This window comes from Pseudomonas sp. NY8896, from assembly GCF_039634505.1.
In genome coordinates this window covers 3,155,213-3,172,867 of the sequence record NZ_CP132350.1, presented here as the reverse complement: position 1 = coordinate 3,172,867, position 17,655 = coordinate 3,155,213, and the positions used below count along the sequence as shown (strand labels likewise).

The window sequence follows — 17,655 nt, the reverse complement described above, 5'->3', positions numbered from 1 at the left end:
TGCGTCGCGAAAGGGCTGCAAAGCAGCCCCAGCGATTTCTGCAACACGCCTGAGAATCTGGGGCCGCTTTGCGGCCCTTTCGCGACACAAGGCCGCTCCTACAAAAGGGGGCGCTGCCGGTCGAAATCAGACCTTGGCCAACACCGCCAGGGCTTTCTCCAGCGCCATGCGCGCGCGCTGTTCGCCGCTGATGCCCTGCTCCTGCAACTGCCGTGTGGGTATTTCCAGGCTCAGCGGCACGGTTGGCGGCAAGCCGCGCAGCAGGCTGACCAGGTCGGCATCGCCATCACCGGGGAAGCGTCGCTCGTTACGCGCCTGGCGCAGAATCTCGTCCATGTCGGCCGGTACTGGGCCGGCCACGTCACACAGCTGGGCATAGCGCATGCGCTGCGGAGCCAACTGCGCCAGGTGGTCCAACGATGAGTGGGATCGGTTGAAGTGGAAGGCATCCACCAGCACGCAGCCATTGGCGTGGTCGGCGTTGGCCACCACTCGCATGGCCTGGCGCAGGTCGCGCACGTCGGTCCAGGGCATGAACTCCAGGTGCGGGTAGATGCCGTAGCGCGCCGCCAGCTCGCACAAAGCGGCAAAGCGTTCGGTCAGCCGCGCTTCGTCCGGGTCGTTGCCAGCCACCAGCAGTTCGGTGCCCCCCAACTCGGCGCCCACCGCCAGGATCGGTTCGAAATCGGCGACGCAGGTTTCCGGCTTGAGGCGCAGAATCTCCAGGTCGAGCACCTTGATGCCGGTGTCGCGCAGGCGCGCCTGGGTCTGCCGACGCAGGTCGGCATCGGCCACCAACGGGAAGTGCTGCTCGTGTTCGGTAGCGGGCACCAGGCGTAGGCCAACGTGGCTGTAACCCGCGCGGGCGGCAGCCTCGACCATGTCCGGTGGGGACAGCTCGAGTACCGTCAGGGCCGCGAGGGAGAAAATCCGATCAGTCATTTATCGTCACCAGTAAAGAGTAAGGTTGCTTCAGCCAATGTGCTCGGGCGCGCAGGCCCGGCCGCTTTCGGCTGCCTGGCGGATCGCTTCGATCAGCGCGAGGGTGCGGCCACCGTCGGCGGCATCGATCAGCGGCGCCTGTTCACCACGGGCAACCCGCACGAAGTGCTGCAACTGCAGGGTCAACGCCTCGCCAGCGGGGATGCTCTCCTCGCACTGCAGCAGCGGCGTGTGCCAGCCCGAACCGGCCTCGGCGTAATGCCAGCGCTTGAGCTGGGGAATGCTCAACGCCCCTTGAGTACCAGCCAGCATGTAACACGGCTGACCGTCCTGGCGCGGGTAGATCGGGCTTTCGCCAGAGTCCAGCTCCCAGCTCCAGGGCGCGGCCACCGCGTCCGAGCCCGTCAGGCTGCCCAACGCGCCATTGGCGAATTGCAGCAGCACTGCTGCGCTGTCTTCGTTGGCAAAACCACGTACATCGTTGCGGGTGAACGCCTGCACCTGCACCACCTCACCACACAGGTGACGCAGCAGATCCAGGTCGTGGATCAGGTTGGTCAGCAAAAAGCCCGCCCCTGGCTCGCGACGCCAGGGGGTTTCGAAATAGCTGTCGGGCTTTTGCAACTGCCACAGCGCGGTAACGTTGATCAGCCGGCCCAGCTTGCCTTCACTGATCACCTGGTGCGCCTTGGCGATCAGCGGGTTGTGCCGGCGATGGTGGCCGACCAGCACCGGCACATTGCGCCGATGCGAAGCCTCTACCAGTGCCCGAGCTTCATCCAGATGTACGCCTACCGGTTTTTCTACAAGCACCGGCACGCCGGCCTCGACGCAATCCAACGCGGTGGCCACATGCTGATTGTTGGGGTTGGCGATGATCACCGCCTCCGGGCGCACACGCTCCAGCATCTGGCGATGGTCGGCAAAACAAGGCACACCGCACTCGGCGGCGAAGGCTTCGGCCTGTGGGCCGGGGTCGGCCACGGCACACAGTTGGGCTTGCGGCACATTGCGCAAGTGCTGGTAGTGCTGGCGGCCCATGATGCCAGCGCCGATCAAGGCAATACGAAGGGGTGCGTTCAACAGCCTGTCCTCTTGTCATTGTTGTTTTGTGAATTCTGAAACTCAGTTCCAGAATCAACGATCAACAATTTAGAACCTGGTTCAGCTTTTCAGAAGAACCGGCGCAACAGACTGTGCGGTAATCGACCGCTTTATGCCTTCAAGCGAACAACTCGCTGGCGCGGCTGGCAGCCGACAGTTCGTCCGCCGCCGCCAGCAGCAGCGGTGCCAGCTCGGGCAGGCGGCTTTGTGCCAGGCGCGCGCTGGGCCCGGCGATGCTCAGCACGCCGATGACCTCGTCACTTTGCGGGCGGCGCACCACTGCGGCGAGGGCCGACGTGCCAATGGCGGAGGTTTCCTCGACCCAGGCGTAGCCACGCTCGCGGGCGCGGTGCAGGTAGGCGAGCAGCTCATCGGTGGAGCGCGGTGCATTCGGGCCGAACTGAGCGGGGTCGGCAATGCCTTGGCGCAACACCATCTGCAGCGCCTGCTCATCGTTCAGGCTGGCCAGCCAGGCATGCCCGGAGGCGGTATAGAACAGCGGCGCATCGCGGCCCATGTCCGGGTCGTAGCGCAGCCCGGAGCGGGCGCCCTGGGACTTGGCGATCCAGGTTTGCCGGACGCCCTCGATCACACCCAGGCGTACCAGTTCACCGCTGTCCTGGGCCAGGCGGTCGAGAATCGGCTGGATGATGTCGGCACCGCTGCTGGCCAGGTAACGAAAGCCCTGCGCGACCAGCTTGGCCGATAGCTGATAACGGCTGCTTTCCCGGTTTTGTCGCACATAGCCCAGCCGCACCAGCTCGGTGAGCATGCGGTGGGCAGCGCTTTTGGGAATGTCCAGGCGCTCGGCCAGGGTTTGCAGCGGTAGCCCCTGGGGCTCACCGGCAAGGCTTTCTACAAGACTGAAGGCGCGTTCGATCTGACTACCAGCCATGACACAGGTCCCTGATTTTTTTGCGAATTCTAGAAGATGATTCCACATCGTCGCTAGCCAGCGCAGCGCCAGCGACTGTGAATGTCCGATGATCGCCCAGTACTTGCCTGGCACAACCCGCCTGCCCTTGCAGGCCGAGACGCTGCCGACAAGAATATGGAACCTTGTTCCAATAACAATACAGGAATCCCGTGATGCCTTCCGCTCCCTTCGAAACCGAATGCGATGTACTGGTCATAGGCTCTGGCGCCGCCGGGCTGGCTGCGGCCGTAACGGCTGCCTGGCATGGGCAGAAGGTGATCGTGGTGGAGAAGGAACCGGTGTTTGGCGGTGCCACCGCCTGGTCCGGTGGCTGGGCCTGGGCGCCGCGCAATCCACTGGCGCGCAGGGCCGGCATCGTAGAAGACATCGAACAGCCACGCACTTATCTGCGCCATGAACTGGGGGCTAACTACAACGCCGAGCGCGTCGATGCCTTCCTTGAAGCGTGCCCGCACATGGTGGCGTTTTTCGAGAAGCACACGGCGTTGCAGTTTGCCGACGGCAACGGTATACCCGACATGCATGGCGACACACCGGGGGCAGCCCAGGGCGGGCACCAGGTGATCGCCGCGCCCTATGACGCCCGCGAGGTTGGCGCCCTGCTGCCGCGCTTGCGCAAGACCCTGCGCGAAACCTCATTCATGGGCATGCCGATCATGGCCGGCGCCGACCTTGCTGCTTTTCTCAACATGACCCGCTCGCCCAAAGCCCTGCTGCATGTGTGCAAACGCTTTGGCCGCCACCTGTACCACCTGGCCCGCTACGGCCGGGCGATGCACCTGGTCAACGGCGTGGCGCTGGTGGCGCGCCTGGCCAAATCGGCGCAGGACCTGGGCGTGCACCTGCAAGAGTCGGCGCCGGCCAAGCACCTGCTGGTCGAGGATGGCCAGGTGCGCGGGGCACGGGTGGCCACACCGCAGGGCGAGCAGCTGATTCGCGCCAAGGCCGTAGTGCTGGCGGCAGGCGGCTTCCCCAACGACAACGCCCGCCGCCGGCAATTGTTTCCCCGCGATGCCAGCGGCCACGACAACCTGGCGCTGCCGCCCAAGGGCTGCTCGGGCGATGGCCTGCGCCTGGGGGAATCTGCCGGTGGCGTGGTTGCCACCGACTTGAAATCGCCGGTGGCCTGGGCACCGGTTTCGCAGGTGCCGCACCGCGACGGCAGCGTCGGCCATTTTCCGCACATTATCGAGCGCGGCAAGCCGGGCATTATCGGCGTGCTGGCCAACGGCAAGCGCTTCGTCAATGAAGCGCATGGCTACTACGACTATGTATCGGCGATGGTCGCGGCGGTGCCGCAGGATGAAGCGGTGTGTTCGTGGCTGGTCTGCGACCATCGGTTCCTGCGCCGCTACGGGCTGGGCCACGCCCGCCCCGCGCCGTTGCCGGTGGGGCCCCATGTGCGCAGCGGCTACCTCAAGCAAGGCGCCACGCTGGAAGCGTTGGCGGATGCCTGCGGCATTGACCCGGCCGGGTTAAGGGCCACGGTCAGCGACTTCAACAAGCACGCACGCAATGGCCAGGACCCCGCCTTTGGCCGGGGCTCCACGCCGTTCAACCGCAAGCAAGGCGACCCTGGGCACAAAGGCCCCAACCCTTGCGTGGCGCCCATCGAGCACGGGCCGTTCTATGCGGTGAAAGTACAGCCCGGCTGCTTCGGCACCTTTGCCGGGCTGCGCACCGACGGCAATGCCCGGGTGCTGGATGAGGCCGGGCAGCCGATTGCAGGTTTGTATGCGGCGGGTACCGACATGGCCAGCGTGTTTGGTGGCTGGTACCCATCGGGCGGCATCAACCTGGGGCCGGCGTTGACCTTCGGCTATGTGGCCGGGCGGCATATTGCCGGGGCGCAAGGATACGAGTGAGGCAAGCCGAAAGGCTTGCAGCGCCCTGTTCAGAAAATGAACACTCGCAAAACCGTCGATTGTTCAGGTTGTGAACACCGCCAGGCCCGCAGCTCCTGAATTCTATGGCCGCTGCACCTTGGCACACCCCCTGCAACAAGCATCCGTGAACACAACAACACAGGATGCTTTGCGTGGATACCTTACTGCCCAACGAACTCTGGAACGAGCGGCTGTTCACCGGTACCTGGGTACCCGGTGAGCTGCCCGCCACCGCCGTTACCTCCCCTGGCAATGGCGTGGCACTGGGTGCCCTGGCCAACGCCGGTGCCAAACAGGTCGAGCAAAGCGCGCGCGAGGCCGCCACGGCCCAGCGCAGTTGGTATGCCCTGCCCTACGACGAACGCGCCAAAGTCCTGCGCAAGGCCGCCGCTATCGCCGAGCAATACCAGGCCGAGATCGCCAACTGGATCGTTCGCGAAAGTGGCTCGACCCAGGCCAAGGCCGGCTTCGAGGCCTCCATCAGCATCAAAGCGCTGCACGAAGCCTGTGCCCTTCCCTCGCGCAGCCAAGGCGAAGTACTGCCTTCCACAGCCGGCCGCCTGAGCATCGCACGGCGCCGCCCGCTGGGCGTGATCGGAGTCATTTCACCGTTCAACTTCCCGCTGTACCTGGCCATGCGTGCGGTTGCCCCGGCACTGGCCACGGGCAATGCGGTCGTGCTCAAGCCCGACCCGCGCACCGCAGTGTGCGGCGGCCATGTCATCGCCCGCATCTTCGAGCTGGCAGGTTTGCCGGCAGGCGTACTGCATGTGCTGCCGGGCGGCGCAGAGGCCGGTGCAGCGCTGACTGCGTCACCCAGCGTGGCGATGATCCAGTTCACCGGTTCCACCGCCGCTGGCCGCAAAGTGGGCGAAGCTGCCGGTCGCCACCTGAAGAAAGTCTCGCTCGAACTGGGAGGCAAGAACTCGTTGATCATCCTCGACGACGCCGACCTGGACCTGGCCATCGCCAACGCTACCTGGGGGGTGTACCTGCACCAGGGGCAAATCTGCATGTCGACCGGCCGGGTGCTGGTGCAACGGGGCATCTATGACGCGTTCGTCGCGCGCCTGGTGGCCAAGGCACGCAGCCTGACGGTGGGCGACCCGGCCAGCGGCCAGGTACACCTAGGCCCGCTGATCAACGCGGCCCAGCGTGACAACGCCTTGCGCATCGTCGACGCCGCACGCGCTGCCGGGGCAACGCTGGCAACCGGCGGTGCGGCTGACGGGCTGTTCTTCCAGCCGACCGTGCTCAGCGACGTGCAGCGTGACAACCCGGCATTTCACGAGGAAATCTTTGGCCCCGTGGCCGTGGTGGTGCCGTTCGATAGCGATGAGCAGGCCGTGGAACTGGCCAACGACACGGACTACGGCTTGAGCGCTGCCATCCTGTCGCGCGATACCGGCCGCGCCTTGCGCCTGGGCGAACAATTGCGCACCGGGCTTCTGCATATCAACGACCAGACCGTCAACGACGAGGTCATCAACCCTTTCGGCGGCGTGGGTGCATCCGGCAACGGCAGCAGCATCGGTGGCGCCGCCAACTGGGAAGAGTTCACCCAATGGCAATGGCTGACCCTCAAGGGCCAAGCGCCTGCCTACCCCCTGTAACCCCGGAGAACAATAACAATGACAACACCTCTGTTTCGCCCCATTCAAGCTGCCGTCACCCGTGGCAAAGGCGCCCCCTTCGTGCTGGAACAGGCGCGTATTCGTGCGCCGCAAGGTGATGAAGTGCTGGTGCGCATCGTCGCCACCGGCATGTGCCACACCGACATGATCGTGCGCGACCAGTACTACCCCGTGCCGCTGCCAGCGGTGCTGGGGCACGAAGGCTCTGGCATCGTCGAGGCCGTTGGCCCTTTGGTACAGAACCTGGCCGTGGGCGACCACGTGGTGATGACCTACGGCTACTGCGGCCGCTGCCTGGCCTGCGACGCAGGCCAGGCCGCCTACTGCCAGGACTTTTTCGGGCGCAATTTCAGTGGTGCTGGCCCCGAAGGCGAACATGCGCTGCAGGATGAACAAGGCCACGCCCTGAATGACCACTTCTTCGCCCAGTCGTCGTTCGCCACCTACGCACTGGGGCGCGAGAACAACACCGTGCGGGTGCCCAAGGAAGCGCCAATCGAGCTGCTTGGCCCGCTGGGTTGCGGTATCCAGACAGGCGCCGGCGCGGTGATCAACTCGCTCAGGGTCACCCCGGGCAGCGCCTTTGCCGCCTTTGGCGGCGGTGCGGTGGGCCTGTCCGCCGTGCTGGCCGCGCAAGTGGCAGGCGCCGCCACCATCATCGCGGTCGACGTGGTGCCTTCGCGTCTGGCGCTGGCCCTGGAGCTGGGCGCCACCCACGTGGTCAACAGCCGTGAAACCGACCCGGTGGCAGCCATCCGCGAAATCACCGGCGGCGGCGTGCAGTTCGCCCTGGAGTCCACGGGGCGCCCGGAAGTGCTGCGCCAGGCCGTGGATGCCCTTGGCAGCCGTGGCGCACTGGGGGTGGTCGGTGCGCCGCCGCTGGGCACCACTGCACAGTTCGACGTCAACGACCTGCTGCTGGGCGGCAAGGTCATTCGCGGCATCGTCGAGGGTGACAGCGTGCCGAAGAAGTTCATCCCCGAGCTGGTCAACCTGTACCTGCAGGGCCGCTTCGCCTTCGACAAGCTGGTGCGTTTCTATGACTTCGAACAGATCAACCAGGCCGCCGAGGACAGCGAAAAAGGCCTGACGCTGAAACCGATCATCCGTATCCAGAAGTAACGCCCCCAGGGGCAGCCATGGGCTGCCCCACGCCATAACAAGAACAAGGGAACCCCTGACATGATAAAGAACTCCAGCCTTGCCTGGGGCATGCTGGCCTGCGTGCTGGTTTCAGCCAAGGCCCTGGCTGTCGATGTGAATGCCGGCGACTACACGGCGCTGCCCCCAGGCACCAACGTCGCCGCCTGGTACCAGCAATTCAGCCGCGCCGACCGCTTCAACGGCGACGGTGCGCCCGACGCCACGCACGGCACCAGCCTGCGTTCCAACATCAGCATCCTGCGCCTGATCCACTTCACCGAAATCGGCGGTATCACGGTGGACCCGCAATTGCTGCTGCCCTTTGGCCATGTCTACGACGTGAAGGTTGGCGGGCAGTCGCTGGGCAGCAACAGCGGCATGGCCGACCCGATCATCGGTGCCACCTTCTGGCTGGTAAACCAGCCTGGGCTGGGCGCCAGCGGCCGCTACTTCGGCATTACCCCACTGCTGTACCTGCCGTGGGGCCAATACGACCGCGGCGCCGGTGTGAACCTGGGCGAAAACCGCTGGAAAGGCGACCTGCAACTGGGCTGGGTAGAACCGCTGTGGGGCCGCTGGTCCATGGAGTGGTATGCCGATGCCGTGTTCTATGGCAGCAACGACAAGGCCGGCAGCGGCAGCCAGACATTGCGCCAGGACACGACCTACCAGTTGCAGACCAACCTGCGCTACGACTTCAACCCGGCCCAGCGCCTGGCCCTGGGCTTCTCCGCCAGCGAAGGCGGCAAGCAGCACCTGTCGGGCGACTACACGGGGCAGAAGACCGAGGTGCAGCAAGTGCGTCTGGAGTTTCAGCAGATGGTCGGCAGCACCGTGCAGTTGAGCGGCCAGCTGACCCACGACACCCGCGTGGTCGGTGGTTTCCAGGAGGACACCGGGGTCAACCTGCGGGCGCTGCTGCTGTTCTGATGCTCGGCAGCCTTGACGCGCTGCTGGCAGCGGCGCAACGTGCGCAGTCAGCAGCGTGCCGTAAACCCTCACAAGGTGTACCCATGGATCGCCTACAACTCCAGTTGCACAGCGCCCGCCAGCAGTTCGCCGAAGGCCTGCCGTTGCCCGCCGGGCTGCTGCCGGAACCTATCGAGCGCTCGTGGGAGCGTTCCAGGGCCGCCGGGCTCAGCCCGTGGCAACCGCGCCTGGCACACGGGCAGCTGGATGTGCTGCCACTGACCGAGGCCGACAGCCAACTGGCTGCCTGCGTGCAACCAGAGCTGGAACGGTTATGGGAGCTGATTGGCGATTCGCACTGGATGCTGTTTTGCGTCAACCCGGATAACCGCATTGTCCAGACCCGCAAGCCATCAGGCATCGACGGCCCGTTGTCGGCCCTGCACACCGGGCGCCGGGTCAGCGAGGTCGACGTCGGCACCACTGCCCCGGCCTGCACGCTGATGGACGGCCTGCCGGCGATCGTTGCCGGCAACCAGCATTACCTGCAGGAGTTTGCCCAGTTTTTCTGCGTCAGCGTGCCATTGCGCGGGGTCAATGGCGAGCTGCTCGGGGCGCTGGACCTGACCGGTATCGGCACACGCAATGCCGGGACCATGCTCGAACGCCTCAAACATGCGGCGCTGGCGACTGAAAACAATTTCTTCCACGGCCTGCCGGGCTGCCGCATCCTGGAGCTGCAACACGACCCAAGGCTGCTCGGCTCGCCACTGCAGGCGCTGCTGGCCGTGCACGACGATGGCACGGTGTACGCAGCCAACCGCGCCGCACAGCAGTTGCTGGGCGTGCCCAGCTACCGCCCTGAAGGGCTGACGCTGGAGCAACTGTTCGACCGCCCTGGCCACAACGGCCTGGATGGCTCGCCGCAGCTGCTGGCCTTGGCCGACGGCTCACGCCTGTATGGCCGGCTATTGGCGCAGCCTGCCGCCAAGCCACGGCCACTGCGGGCCAGCCACACGGCGCTGGGCAGCGACCGGCGGGTCAACGCCCGCTTCGCAGATGCCTGCAAGGCCGTGGCTGGAAACCTGCCGGTGCTGATCACCGGGCCGACCGGTTCTGGTAAAGAAGTGTTCGCCAAGGCGCTGCACGAACACTGCTGCCCACAGGCCCCGTTCATTGCAATCAACTGCGCAGCCCTGCCCGAGAGCCTCATCGAAGCTGAACTGTTCGGCTACACCGAAGGCAGCTTCACTGGCGCTCGCAAAGGCGGCGCCGTGGGCCTGCTGGAGTCCGCCGGCGACGGCATCTTGCTGCTGGACGAAATCGGTGACATGCCGTTGGCCCTGCAAAGCCGGCTGCTGCGTGCCTTGCAGGAGCGGCAGATCACCCGTGTTGGCAGCACCAGCAGCGTGGCGCTGAAGGCCCACGTTGTCGCCGCCACCCACAAGGACCTCGCCAGCCTGGTGAGCAGCGGCGGCTTTCGCGAGGACCTGTTCTACCGCCTGGACGGCCTGCGCGTGGCCCTGCCTGCCCTGGAACAGCGCCTGGACAAGGCGCAACTGATCGACAATTTTTTCCAGCGCCCAGGCTTCCCGCCGTTGGCGGCAGAGGCCAGGCGCCAATTGCAGGCCTACCACTGGCCGGGCAACCTGCGGCAACTGGACAACGTGGCGCGCCTGGTCGGGGTGCTGGCCGCTGGCGAACCGTGCATCGACCTGCAGCACCTTCCCGACGACCTGCAAGGCCAGGCGCACGTGACGTCGTGCAACCTTGCCGACGCTACCCAGGAAGTGATCGAACGCGTCCTGCTGGCCCATGCCGGTAACGTCAGCGCCGCCGCCAAGGAACTCGGTATCTCGCGCACTACCTTGTACAAGCGCCTGGGCAAGCAGTAGCGCTCAGGCCGGGCAGCGTATCTGCTCCAGCCAGTAGGCCACATCCACCTCGTCGATCTGTTCGGCGCGCAGGAAGCGCTCGGCGTATTGGCGGTACACCCCGCTGCTGAGGAACAGCTGCAGCAGTTGCCCGTCGAGGTGCCCGTCGCGGACCATGAACACCATGATCTTCACCGATTCGGACAAGGTCTTCGGCGGTTTGTAAGGCCTGTCGGCCGCTGTCAGCGCCTCGAAGATATCGGCAATCGCCATCACCCGTTCTGCAATGCCCAGGTCCTGCTCGCCCAGCCGGCGCGGGTAACCGCTGCCGTTCATCTTCTCGTGGTGGTTGCCTGCGATGTCGGGTACCCGCTTGAGGTGGCGCGGGAACGGCAATGAACTGAGCATGATGATGGTCTGCACGATGTGCTCGTTGATCTTGAACCGCTCTTCGTCATTCAGCGTGCCACGGCGGATCGCCAGGTTGTACAGCTCGCCGTGGTTGCTGGCGTGGGCTGGCAAGCGCATGTCGAACCCCCAGGTATTGCGCGGGTCGTCCTTGCCCACCGGCGGCGTGCGAGCGCCCCAGGGCACACAGTGCTCGGGGCGGTCGGCCAGCAATGGTTCCGCTACCGGTAGCGCAGGTTGCGCCACGCCGGCAAGGTGCTCCGCTTCATCACGGGAGATACCCAGGCGGTTATCGAAATGGCGCAGCCAGCGGCGCTGGCCGATCTGTTGCAAGCGCTGGATATCGGCGTCCTGCATGAACTCGCCGCCGATGTTGGCCTGGGCGACGAAGGCAAAGTCGCCCTGCAGCTCGGCCTGGGCAACGCTCAAGGCACGTCGTAAGGCCTGCGGCTCGGCACCGCTGGCCAGGCCCTGCCAGTAGGTAAGTTCGGCATCGCGCCAGAGCACTTCAAAACGCATGCGCACTTCATGAATGCGGTTGTACAGGGTCTCAAGCTTGGTCGCCTTGTCCACCACGTACTCGGGGCTGGTGATCTTGCCACAATCGTGCAACCAGGCTGCCACACGGAATTCGTAACGTTCGGCCTCGGTCATGCTGAAGCTGGCGTAGGGGCCACTGTCAGCTGCCACGGCCTGGTCCAGCAGCATCTGCGCCAGCTGGGGCACCCGTTCGCAGTGGCCGCCGGTGTAGGGGCTCTTGGCATCGATGGCGTCGGCCAGCAGCTTGATCATGGCATCCATCAGACGCCGCTGGGCTTCGGCCAGCTGGCGCGTCTCGATGGCCACTGCCGCCACCCCGGACAGCTCCTCGACAAAGCGCCGGAACGGCTGACCTGCCTGCGCACGCCCAGGCGCTTCGTCCAGTTGCAACAGCAGAATGCCCAGCAGCGCTTGGCTACGGTCATTGAGCACCACGGCCAGGCTATGCTCGTGCAAGCCCAGGGCTTGGGTCACTGCAACGGCCAGGCGCTGCTGGTCGCCTTTGTCCACGACCAGTTCAACCGGGTACTGCTCGCCACGGCAAGAGGCGGCCAGGCGCAGCAGTGCACGCTCGTCGTCGTACAGGTACACCACGCCGGCGTTGACCCCTGCGGCCTTCACCAGGTGGCTCAAAACACCATCAAGCATGTGCTCCAGGTCGCGTTCGCGGCTGAGCGTGAGGGTAATCGCCTGGAAGTTGCCGATGGTGCCAGACATGCGGCTCAGCACCTGGCTCAACTCACGCACCTCGGTCACCCGCGAATGCACCCCCACTTCACGGCCGAAATCGAAACCGGCCAGGCCCTGCACCTGTTCGGCCAAACGCCGCAACGGCCGAGCGATGCGCCGGCCAATCACACCGCCGAGCACCAGCAGGACGACCATCAGTGCCGCTGTCCAGAGCAACTGCTCGAACAACACCTTGCGTGCGCCGGCCAGCAACTCATCAGCCGGCACGGCAATCAGCACTTGCAGGTTCTGCCCGGCCAAGGTGGTCAGTTGCACGCGCATGCCGTACCAGGTCAGGCCATCCACCAGGTAAGGCTGCGGCTGGGTGCCTGCCGGCAGGTCGGCAAACAGGTGCTGCAAGCTAGCAATACCCAGTTCGCCAACGCTCGACAGGCGCACCCCCTGCCCCTCGTGCACGATCACCCGTTGCAGGTCTGGGTAGGCCACCACGCGGCCCTGGTCATCGACCACGACAATCTCGGTGCCGGGCGTCATGCGCAAGTCCTGGGTTTCGCTGGCCAGGTCATTGACCGACACGTCCATGCCGATCACGGTCCCCCCGTCGACGCTGCGCTGGGCCATGGTCAGGCCGACTTCCCGGGTGGTGAAAAACACGTAGGGGCGGGTCAGCACGGTGGTGGCTTGTGCTGCGGCTTCGACGAACCACGGACGCAGGCGCGGATCGTAGCGGTACTCGGGTTTGGCCTGGGTCTGCAACAAGTTCAATGCCCGGTCGTAGAAGCGCCATTCGCCTTGTACCGCCCCACCCTCACGGTTGACGCTTTGCACCAGAAACACCGTGCCTGGTGGCGCGCTGAAAAGTTGCAGCAATTGCGGGTCACGCAAGCGCCGTACCAGCAAGAAATCACCATTGGGGTAGCCCAGGTAGGCGGCGCTGAGCATGCGGTTGGCGTCGAGCGTTTCCACCAGCTGCGGCAACCGCTCCAGGCGCTGCGCCAGGGTGTGCGCGGCCGGGTTGTAGGCAAGCAGGCGGATACTGCTTTGCGCCGGGTCGATCAGGCGCCGGGCACGCTCGTCGATGGTCTTACCCATTTGCAAGGCGGAATCGCCTGCGGCGGCTACCAGGGTCTGGCGAATGCCGCGATAGCCTTGCCAGGCCAGGGCGGCGCCCAGCAGCAGCATACCCAGCACAATGGCCAGCGCCACCAGCCACTGCAGTGAAATACCCCATCCGGCGTTTCCAGAGGCACGACCATTCGACACGTAGCCCATCCCAGGTACTCCATGTATGGCGCATTGCCTTGGCTGATATCCGGAGCAGTGTAGAGTGCGCGTGAGCTTTTTGCTGGGGTTACGGAAATTAGTATGGGGTTAGGCCGTTCAGGTGCCTGCCGGTGGATTTGCAGCGCCTGTGAGATCGAGCGCCGCGCGGGGGCGCTCGATCTCACAGGCACGGCAAATAGTGCGCCAGGCGCTTAGGCGCGCAACTGGTACCAGGTGGTCTTGAGTTGTGAATACTTGTCGAACGAATGCAGCGACAGGTCGCGGCCAAAGCCCGACTGCTTGCCCCCGCCGAACGGCACCGTCACATCCAGTGCATCAACCGTGTTCACCGACACGGTGCCGGCCTTCAACGCCCGCGCGACCCGGTGTACCTGGTTGAAGTCATCGCTCCACACCGAGGCCGCCAGGCCATAGATGCTGTCGTTGGCCAGGTGCACCGCTTCTTCTTCCGTGTCGAAGGCGCTGACGGCCAGCACGGGCCCGAACACCTCTTCGCGCGCCAGCTTCATGCGGCCCTCGACACCGGCAAAGATAGTCGGCTCGATGTAGTTGTCCGAACCGTCGAGGGTCAGGCGCCGGCCACCACACACCAACCGCGCGCCCTCTTGCCCGGCACGCGCAATGGCGGCCTCGATGCGCCCAGTCTGCTCGGCATCGACAATGGCCCCGGCGCGGCTCGCCGGGTTCAGCGGGTTACCCGGCAACCACTGGCGGGCCTTGGCCTGCAGACGCTCGACAAATTCATCATGGATGGCGCGCTGCACGTACAGCCGCGAGTTGGCCGAGCACACCTCACCCTGGTTGAAGAAAATGCCGAAGGCGGCCTTTTCCGCAGCCAGGTCCAGGTCCTGACAGTTTTCGAACACCAGGTTGGGGCTCTTGCCGCCGCACTCCAGCCACACCTGCTTGAGGTTGGACTGCGCCGAATACTGCATGAAGTACTTGCCCACCTGGGTAGAGCCGGTGAACACCAGGCAGTCCACATCCGGGTGCAGGCCCAGCGCCTGCCCGGCCTGCTCGCCCAGCCCCGGCACCACGTTCAGCACGCCTTCCGGCAAGCCCGCTTCCAGCGCCAGTTGGGCCAGGCGCAAGGCCGAGAACGGTGACTGTTCGGCGGGTTTGAGCACCACGCTGTTGCCGGCGGCCAACGCCGGGGCAAGTTTCCAGGCGGCCATGTCGAGGGGGAAGTTCCACGGCACCACGGCCGCGACCACACCCAGTGCTTCGCGGGTGATGGTGGCCAGCGCATTCGGCGCCGTGGGCGCCACCTGGTCGTAAAGCTTGTCCAGCGCCTCACCGTACCAGGCGAACACATGTGCCGAGCCCGGCACGTCGATGTTGTAGGCATCCATCACCGGCTTGCCCATGTTCAGCGAGTCCAGCAAGGCCAGTTCTTCGCGATGGGCCATGATCAGCTCGGCCAAGCGCAGCAGCACCTTCTTGCGCTCCCCAGGGGCCATGCGTGGCCACGGGCCTTGCTCGAAAGCTCGGCGGGCACTGGCGACAGCCAGGTCGACCTCGGTTTGGCCGCAGGCAGCCACCTGTGCCAATACCTTGTTGGTGGCGGGGTTGATGGCGGCGAAGGTGGCGCCGTCCTGTGCGTTGACGGGTTTGCCGTTGATCAACGCCTGGGACGGCAGGTACAGGTCCGAGGCGCGTTGTTGCCAGAATTCGAGGGTGTACATTTGTACTCCTGATCGCTTTGGAGCAGTCTTTTCGTAAAGGCAACGCGCTCCCTGCTGGGGCGGGTTTATCCGCTCCAACAGGAAGTGTGCCGGGCTTGCGAGCGGGTTAGAGCTTGCCGACCAACCGCGCCGTGCGGTCAACGGCAATCCGGGTTTTCTCCACCAGCTCATCCAGCTCGCTGTGGTTGGCGATCAAGGCCGGCGCCATGATCATCCGGCCCAGGGTCGAACGAATGATCACCCCTTCCTCGAAACCAAAGGTGCGGCACTGCCAGGCCAGGTCGTTCTCGTTGACGAAGCGCTTGCGCGTCGGCTTGTGCTCGGCGAACTGCAGCGCCGCCACCAACCCTGCCCCCTGCACCTGGCCGATCAACGGGTGATCGGCGAACACCTCACGCAAGATGCGTTGCAGGTACGGCCCGGTGTCGTCCTTTACCTGGCGCACGATGCCTTCGTCGCGCAACGCTTTGAGGTTGGCAATGGCCACCGCCGCCGCCACCGGGTGGCCGGAATAGGTCAGGCCGTGGGCGAACACCCCGCCACGCTCCACCAACGCCTCGGCAATGCGCTTGCTCAGTACCAGGCCGCCCATTGGCACATAGCCGCTGGTCAGGCCTTTGGCAATCGACAGGGTGTCGGGCTCGAAGCCGAAGTATTCATGGGCGAACCATTCGCCGGTGCGGCCAAAGCCACCGATCACTTCATCGGCGCACAGCAGCACGTCGTACTGGCGGCAGATGCGCTGGATTTCCGGCCAGTAGCTTTCTGGCGGGAAGATCATGCCGCCCGCGCCCTGGAACGGTTCGGCAATGAAGCCGGCAACGTTTTCGGCACCCAGCTCGAGAATTTTTTCCTCCAGTTGCAGGGCGCAGCGGCGGCCGAACTCGGCCGGGGTCAGCTCGCCACCCTCGGCGTACCAGTACGGCTCGTCGATGTGCGCCACGTCCGGAATCAGCCCACCCATTTCGTGCATGAACTTCATGCCGCCCAGCGCCGTAGCCGCCAGGGTCGAGCCGTGGTAGCCGTTCCAGCGGCCGATCATGACCTTCTTGCTGGGCTGGCCGACCACCTGCCAGTAGCGGCGCACGGTACGGATCAGCACCTCATTGGCCTCGGAGCCGGAGTTGGTGTAGATCGCGTGGCTGTAGTGCCCTGGCAGCAGGCTGAACAGCAGCTCGGACAGTTCGATCACTGCCGGGTGGGTGGTGTGGAAGAACATGTTGTAGTAGGCCAGCTGGTCCATCTGCGTGGCGGCGGCGGCAGTCAGGTCACGGCGGCCATAGCCAAGCTGGGTGCACCACAGGCCGGACATGCCATCCAGGTAGCGCTTGCCCTCGCTGTCCCACAGGTGCAGGCGCTCGCCACCGACGATCACCCGTGGCCCTTCGGCGTTCAGCGCCTTCTGGTCGAGGAAGGCATGGATGTGGTGGGCGGCATCGGCTGCCTGGTAGTCGCGGGTCTGGCGTTGCGGGGCGAAAGGCGCGTTCATTGTTGGTTTTCCTTTGCGGTGGGGTTGCAGGGTGGCTGGCACTCAGCGCAGCTTGCCCATGTAGCTTTCAAGCGGGTCCTTGCCCAGCACGCCCTGGGCATTGGCCAGCGCGTCGATGAACAGGGAGAACAGCTCGGACTGGGTACCGATGTCGAGCTTGGCGTAGACGTTCTTGCGGTGCGACTTGATGGTGTCTTCCGACACCCCCAGACGCTCGGCCAGCGACTTGGTCGAGTGACCGCGCAGAATCAGTTGGGCGATGCGGCATTCACGCTCGGTCAGCAACGAGCTGCCGAAGTTGTTCAGCGCGGCGTGGATGCGTTGCTCGAGGATGTTCTCGAAGCGCCCGGCGCGGCTGTCCAGCCCGGCAAAATGCTTGCTGAGTACCGCCAGCACCCAAGGCGTTACAAGCCCGAACAGCGTGCGGCTTTGCCCATCGAGCTTGTCGGTGAAGGCCAGCGAAACCGCCAGGCTTTGCCCGTTCGCCACCTGCAGGATGTAGTTGAGCTCATCCTCAAGGTGCGAGTGGCGGTAGAACGACTGGTAGTACTCGCTGACCTCGAAATGGTCGGGCGCCACCTCGAACAGGCCGTAACAGCCGGATTCGACCTGTTCCACGCAAGCACCGTAAAACGGGTCGAGCAGGTAGAAGCCAGACAGGTAGCGGCTGACATTGCCCTCGGGCTGCCAAGGCGCCTTGTCGTCCTGCTCGAACAGCGCGCAGGGCATGCCATCGTGCGGGTACAGGTACACCGTGGTGGCCTGGATGGGCCGGATCACACCCAGTGCGGCAAACAGGTTGGCGGCAAAGCCCGGCCGGCCGATTGCCTCGGTGACCTTGGCCTGGTGCTCGAACCAGTGTTCTGAAAGCAATTGAGTCGTCACTGTGGGCCTGCCGTTTCTTTTCAGTGGCACCGCCGCCTGTGCGGTGCGTTGTTGACCAGATACTCCCACGGCCCTGCGGACACCGAAATCACCCTTTGGGGTGAGCCGGACAAGGTCCGCCCCTGCTCACCCCAAAGGGTGATTCCGGGTGCCTGCAGGGTGTGGGAGCATCAACCCGCCCAGCGCTGCGAGCCTTTCGCTCGACCTCCTTGCACAACGCCTACCGGTAGCGAGCCTGCTCGCGT

At 65.0% G+C, this 17,655-nt stretch carries 12 protein-coding genes; 5 read left to right on the top strand and 7 right to left on the bottom strand.

The features are described from left to right. Positions 1–126: 126 nt before the first annotated feature. The 3 genes from Q9451_RS14260 to Q9451_RS14250 form a co-directional block, all read right to left on the bottom strand. Positions 127–942, bottom strand: coding sequence for a sugar phosphate isomerase/epimerase (locus tag Q9451_RS14260; protein ID WP_012272861.1), 816 nt, complete (start codon positions 940–942; stop codon positions 127–129). 30 nt (positions 943–972) lie between these two features. Further along, positions 973–2,025: a Gfo/Idh/MocA family oxidoreductase gene (locus Q9451_RS14255; protein ID WP_012272862.1), complete on the bottom strand. Its 1,053-nt coding sequence runs from the start codon at positions 2,023–2,025 to the stop codon at positions 973–975. Positions 2,026–2,164: 139 nt separating this feature from the next. After that, entirely contained in the window at positions 2,165–2,941 is a 777-nt protein-coding gene (locus tag Q9451_RS14250) for an IclR family transcriptional regulator (RefSeq protein WP_012272863.1), read from the bottom strand. A gap of 194 nt (positions 2,942–3,135) precedes the next feature. Here Q9451_RS14250 and Q9451_RS14245 point away from each other — a divergent pair, with 194 nt between their 5' ends. From Q9451_RS14245 to Q9451_RS14225, 5 genes are all read left to right on the top strand, one after another. Next, a complete protein-coding gene (locus Q9451_RS14245) occupies positions 3,136–4,848 on the top strand; it encodes an FAD-dependent oxidoreductase (protein ID WP_012272864.1) in 1,713 nt (570 codons plus the stop codon). A gap of 173 nt (positions 4,849–5,021) precedes the next feature. Then, positions 5,022–6,482, top strand: a complete 1,461-nt coding sequence (locus Q9451_RS14240) for a benzaldehyde dehydrogenase (protein WP_041166527.1) — start codon at positions 5,022–5,024, stop codon at positions 6,480–6,482. A gap of 18 nt (positions 6,483–6,500) precedes the next feature. Next, positions 6,501–7,625 carry an NAD(P)-dependent alcohol dehydrogenase gene (locus tag Q9451_RS14235; protein ID WP_012272866.1) on the top strand — a complete coding sequence of 375 codons (1,125 nt, stop codon included), beginning with the start codon at positions 6,501–6,503 and terminating at the stop codon, positions 7,623–7,625. A 60-nt stretch (positions 7,626–7,685) separates the two neighbouring features. Next, positions 7,686–8,576: a transporter gene (locus Q9451_RS14230; protein WP_012272867.1), complete on the top strand. Its 891-nt coding sequence runs from the start codon at positions 7,686–7,688 to the stop codon at positions 8,574–8,576. Positions 8,577–8,659: 83 nt separating this feature from the next. Next, positions 8,660–10,450 (top strand): sigma-54-dependent Fis family transcriptional regulator, encoded by a 1,791-nt coding sequence (locus Q9451_RS14225; protein ID WP_012272868.1) that lies wholly within the window; start codon positions 8,660–8,662, stop codon positions 10,448–10,450. Positions 10,451–10,453: 3 nt separating this feature from the next. On the opposite strand, the gene Q9451_RS14220 is transcribed toward Q9451_RS14225, so the two are convergent. The 4 genes from Q9451_RS14220 to Q9451_RS14205 all read right to left on the bottom strand — a co-directional run bounded on the left by Q9451_RS14220 (position 10,454) and on the right by Q9451_RS14205 (position 17,410). After that, the gene (locus Q9451_RS14220) at positions 10,454–13,339 is read right to left on the bottom strand and encodes an HD domain-containing phosphohydrolase (protein WP_012272869.1); all 2,886 of its coding nucleotides are present in this window, start codon (positions 13,337–13,339) and stop codon (positions 10,454–10,456) included. Between the two features lie 203 nt (positions 13,340–13,542). Beyond that, positions 13,543–15,036: an aldehyde dehydrogenase gene (locus Q9451_RS14215; RefSeq protein WP_012272870.1), complete on the bottom strand. Its 1,494-nt coding sequence runs from the start codon at positions 15,034–15,036 to the stop codon at positions 13,543–13,545. 106 nt (positions 15,037–15,142) lie between these two features. Beyond that, entirely contained in the window at positions 15,143–16,525 is a 1,383-nt protein-coding gene (locus tag Q9451_RS14210; RefSeq protein WP_012272871.1) for an aspartate aminotransferase family protein, read from the bottom strand. Positions 16,526–16,567: 42 nt separating this feature from the next. Beyond that, positions 16,568–17,410, bottom strand: a complete 843-nt coding sequence (locus Q9451_RS14205; protein ID WP_012272872.1) for a helix-turn-helix transcriptional regulator — start codon at positions 17,408–17,410, stop codon at positions 16,568–16,570. Positions 17,411–17,655 lie beyond the last annotated feature (245 nt).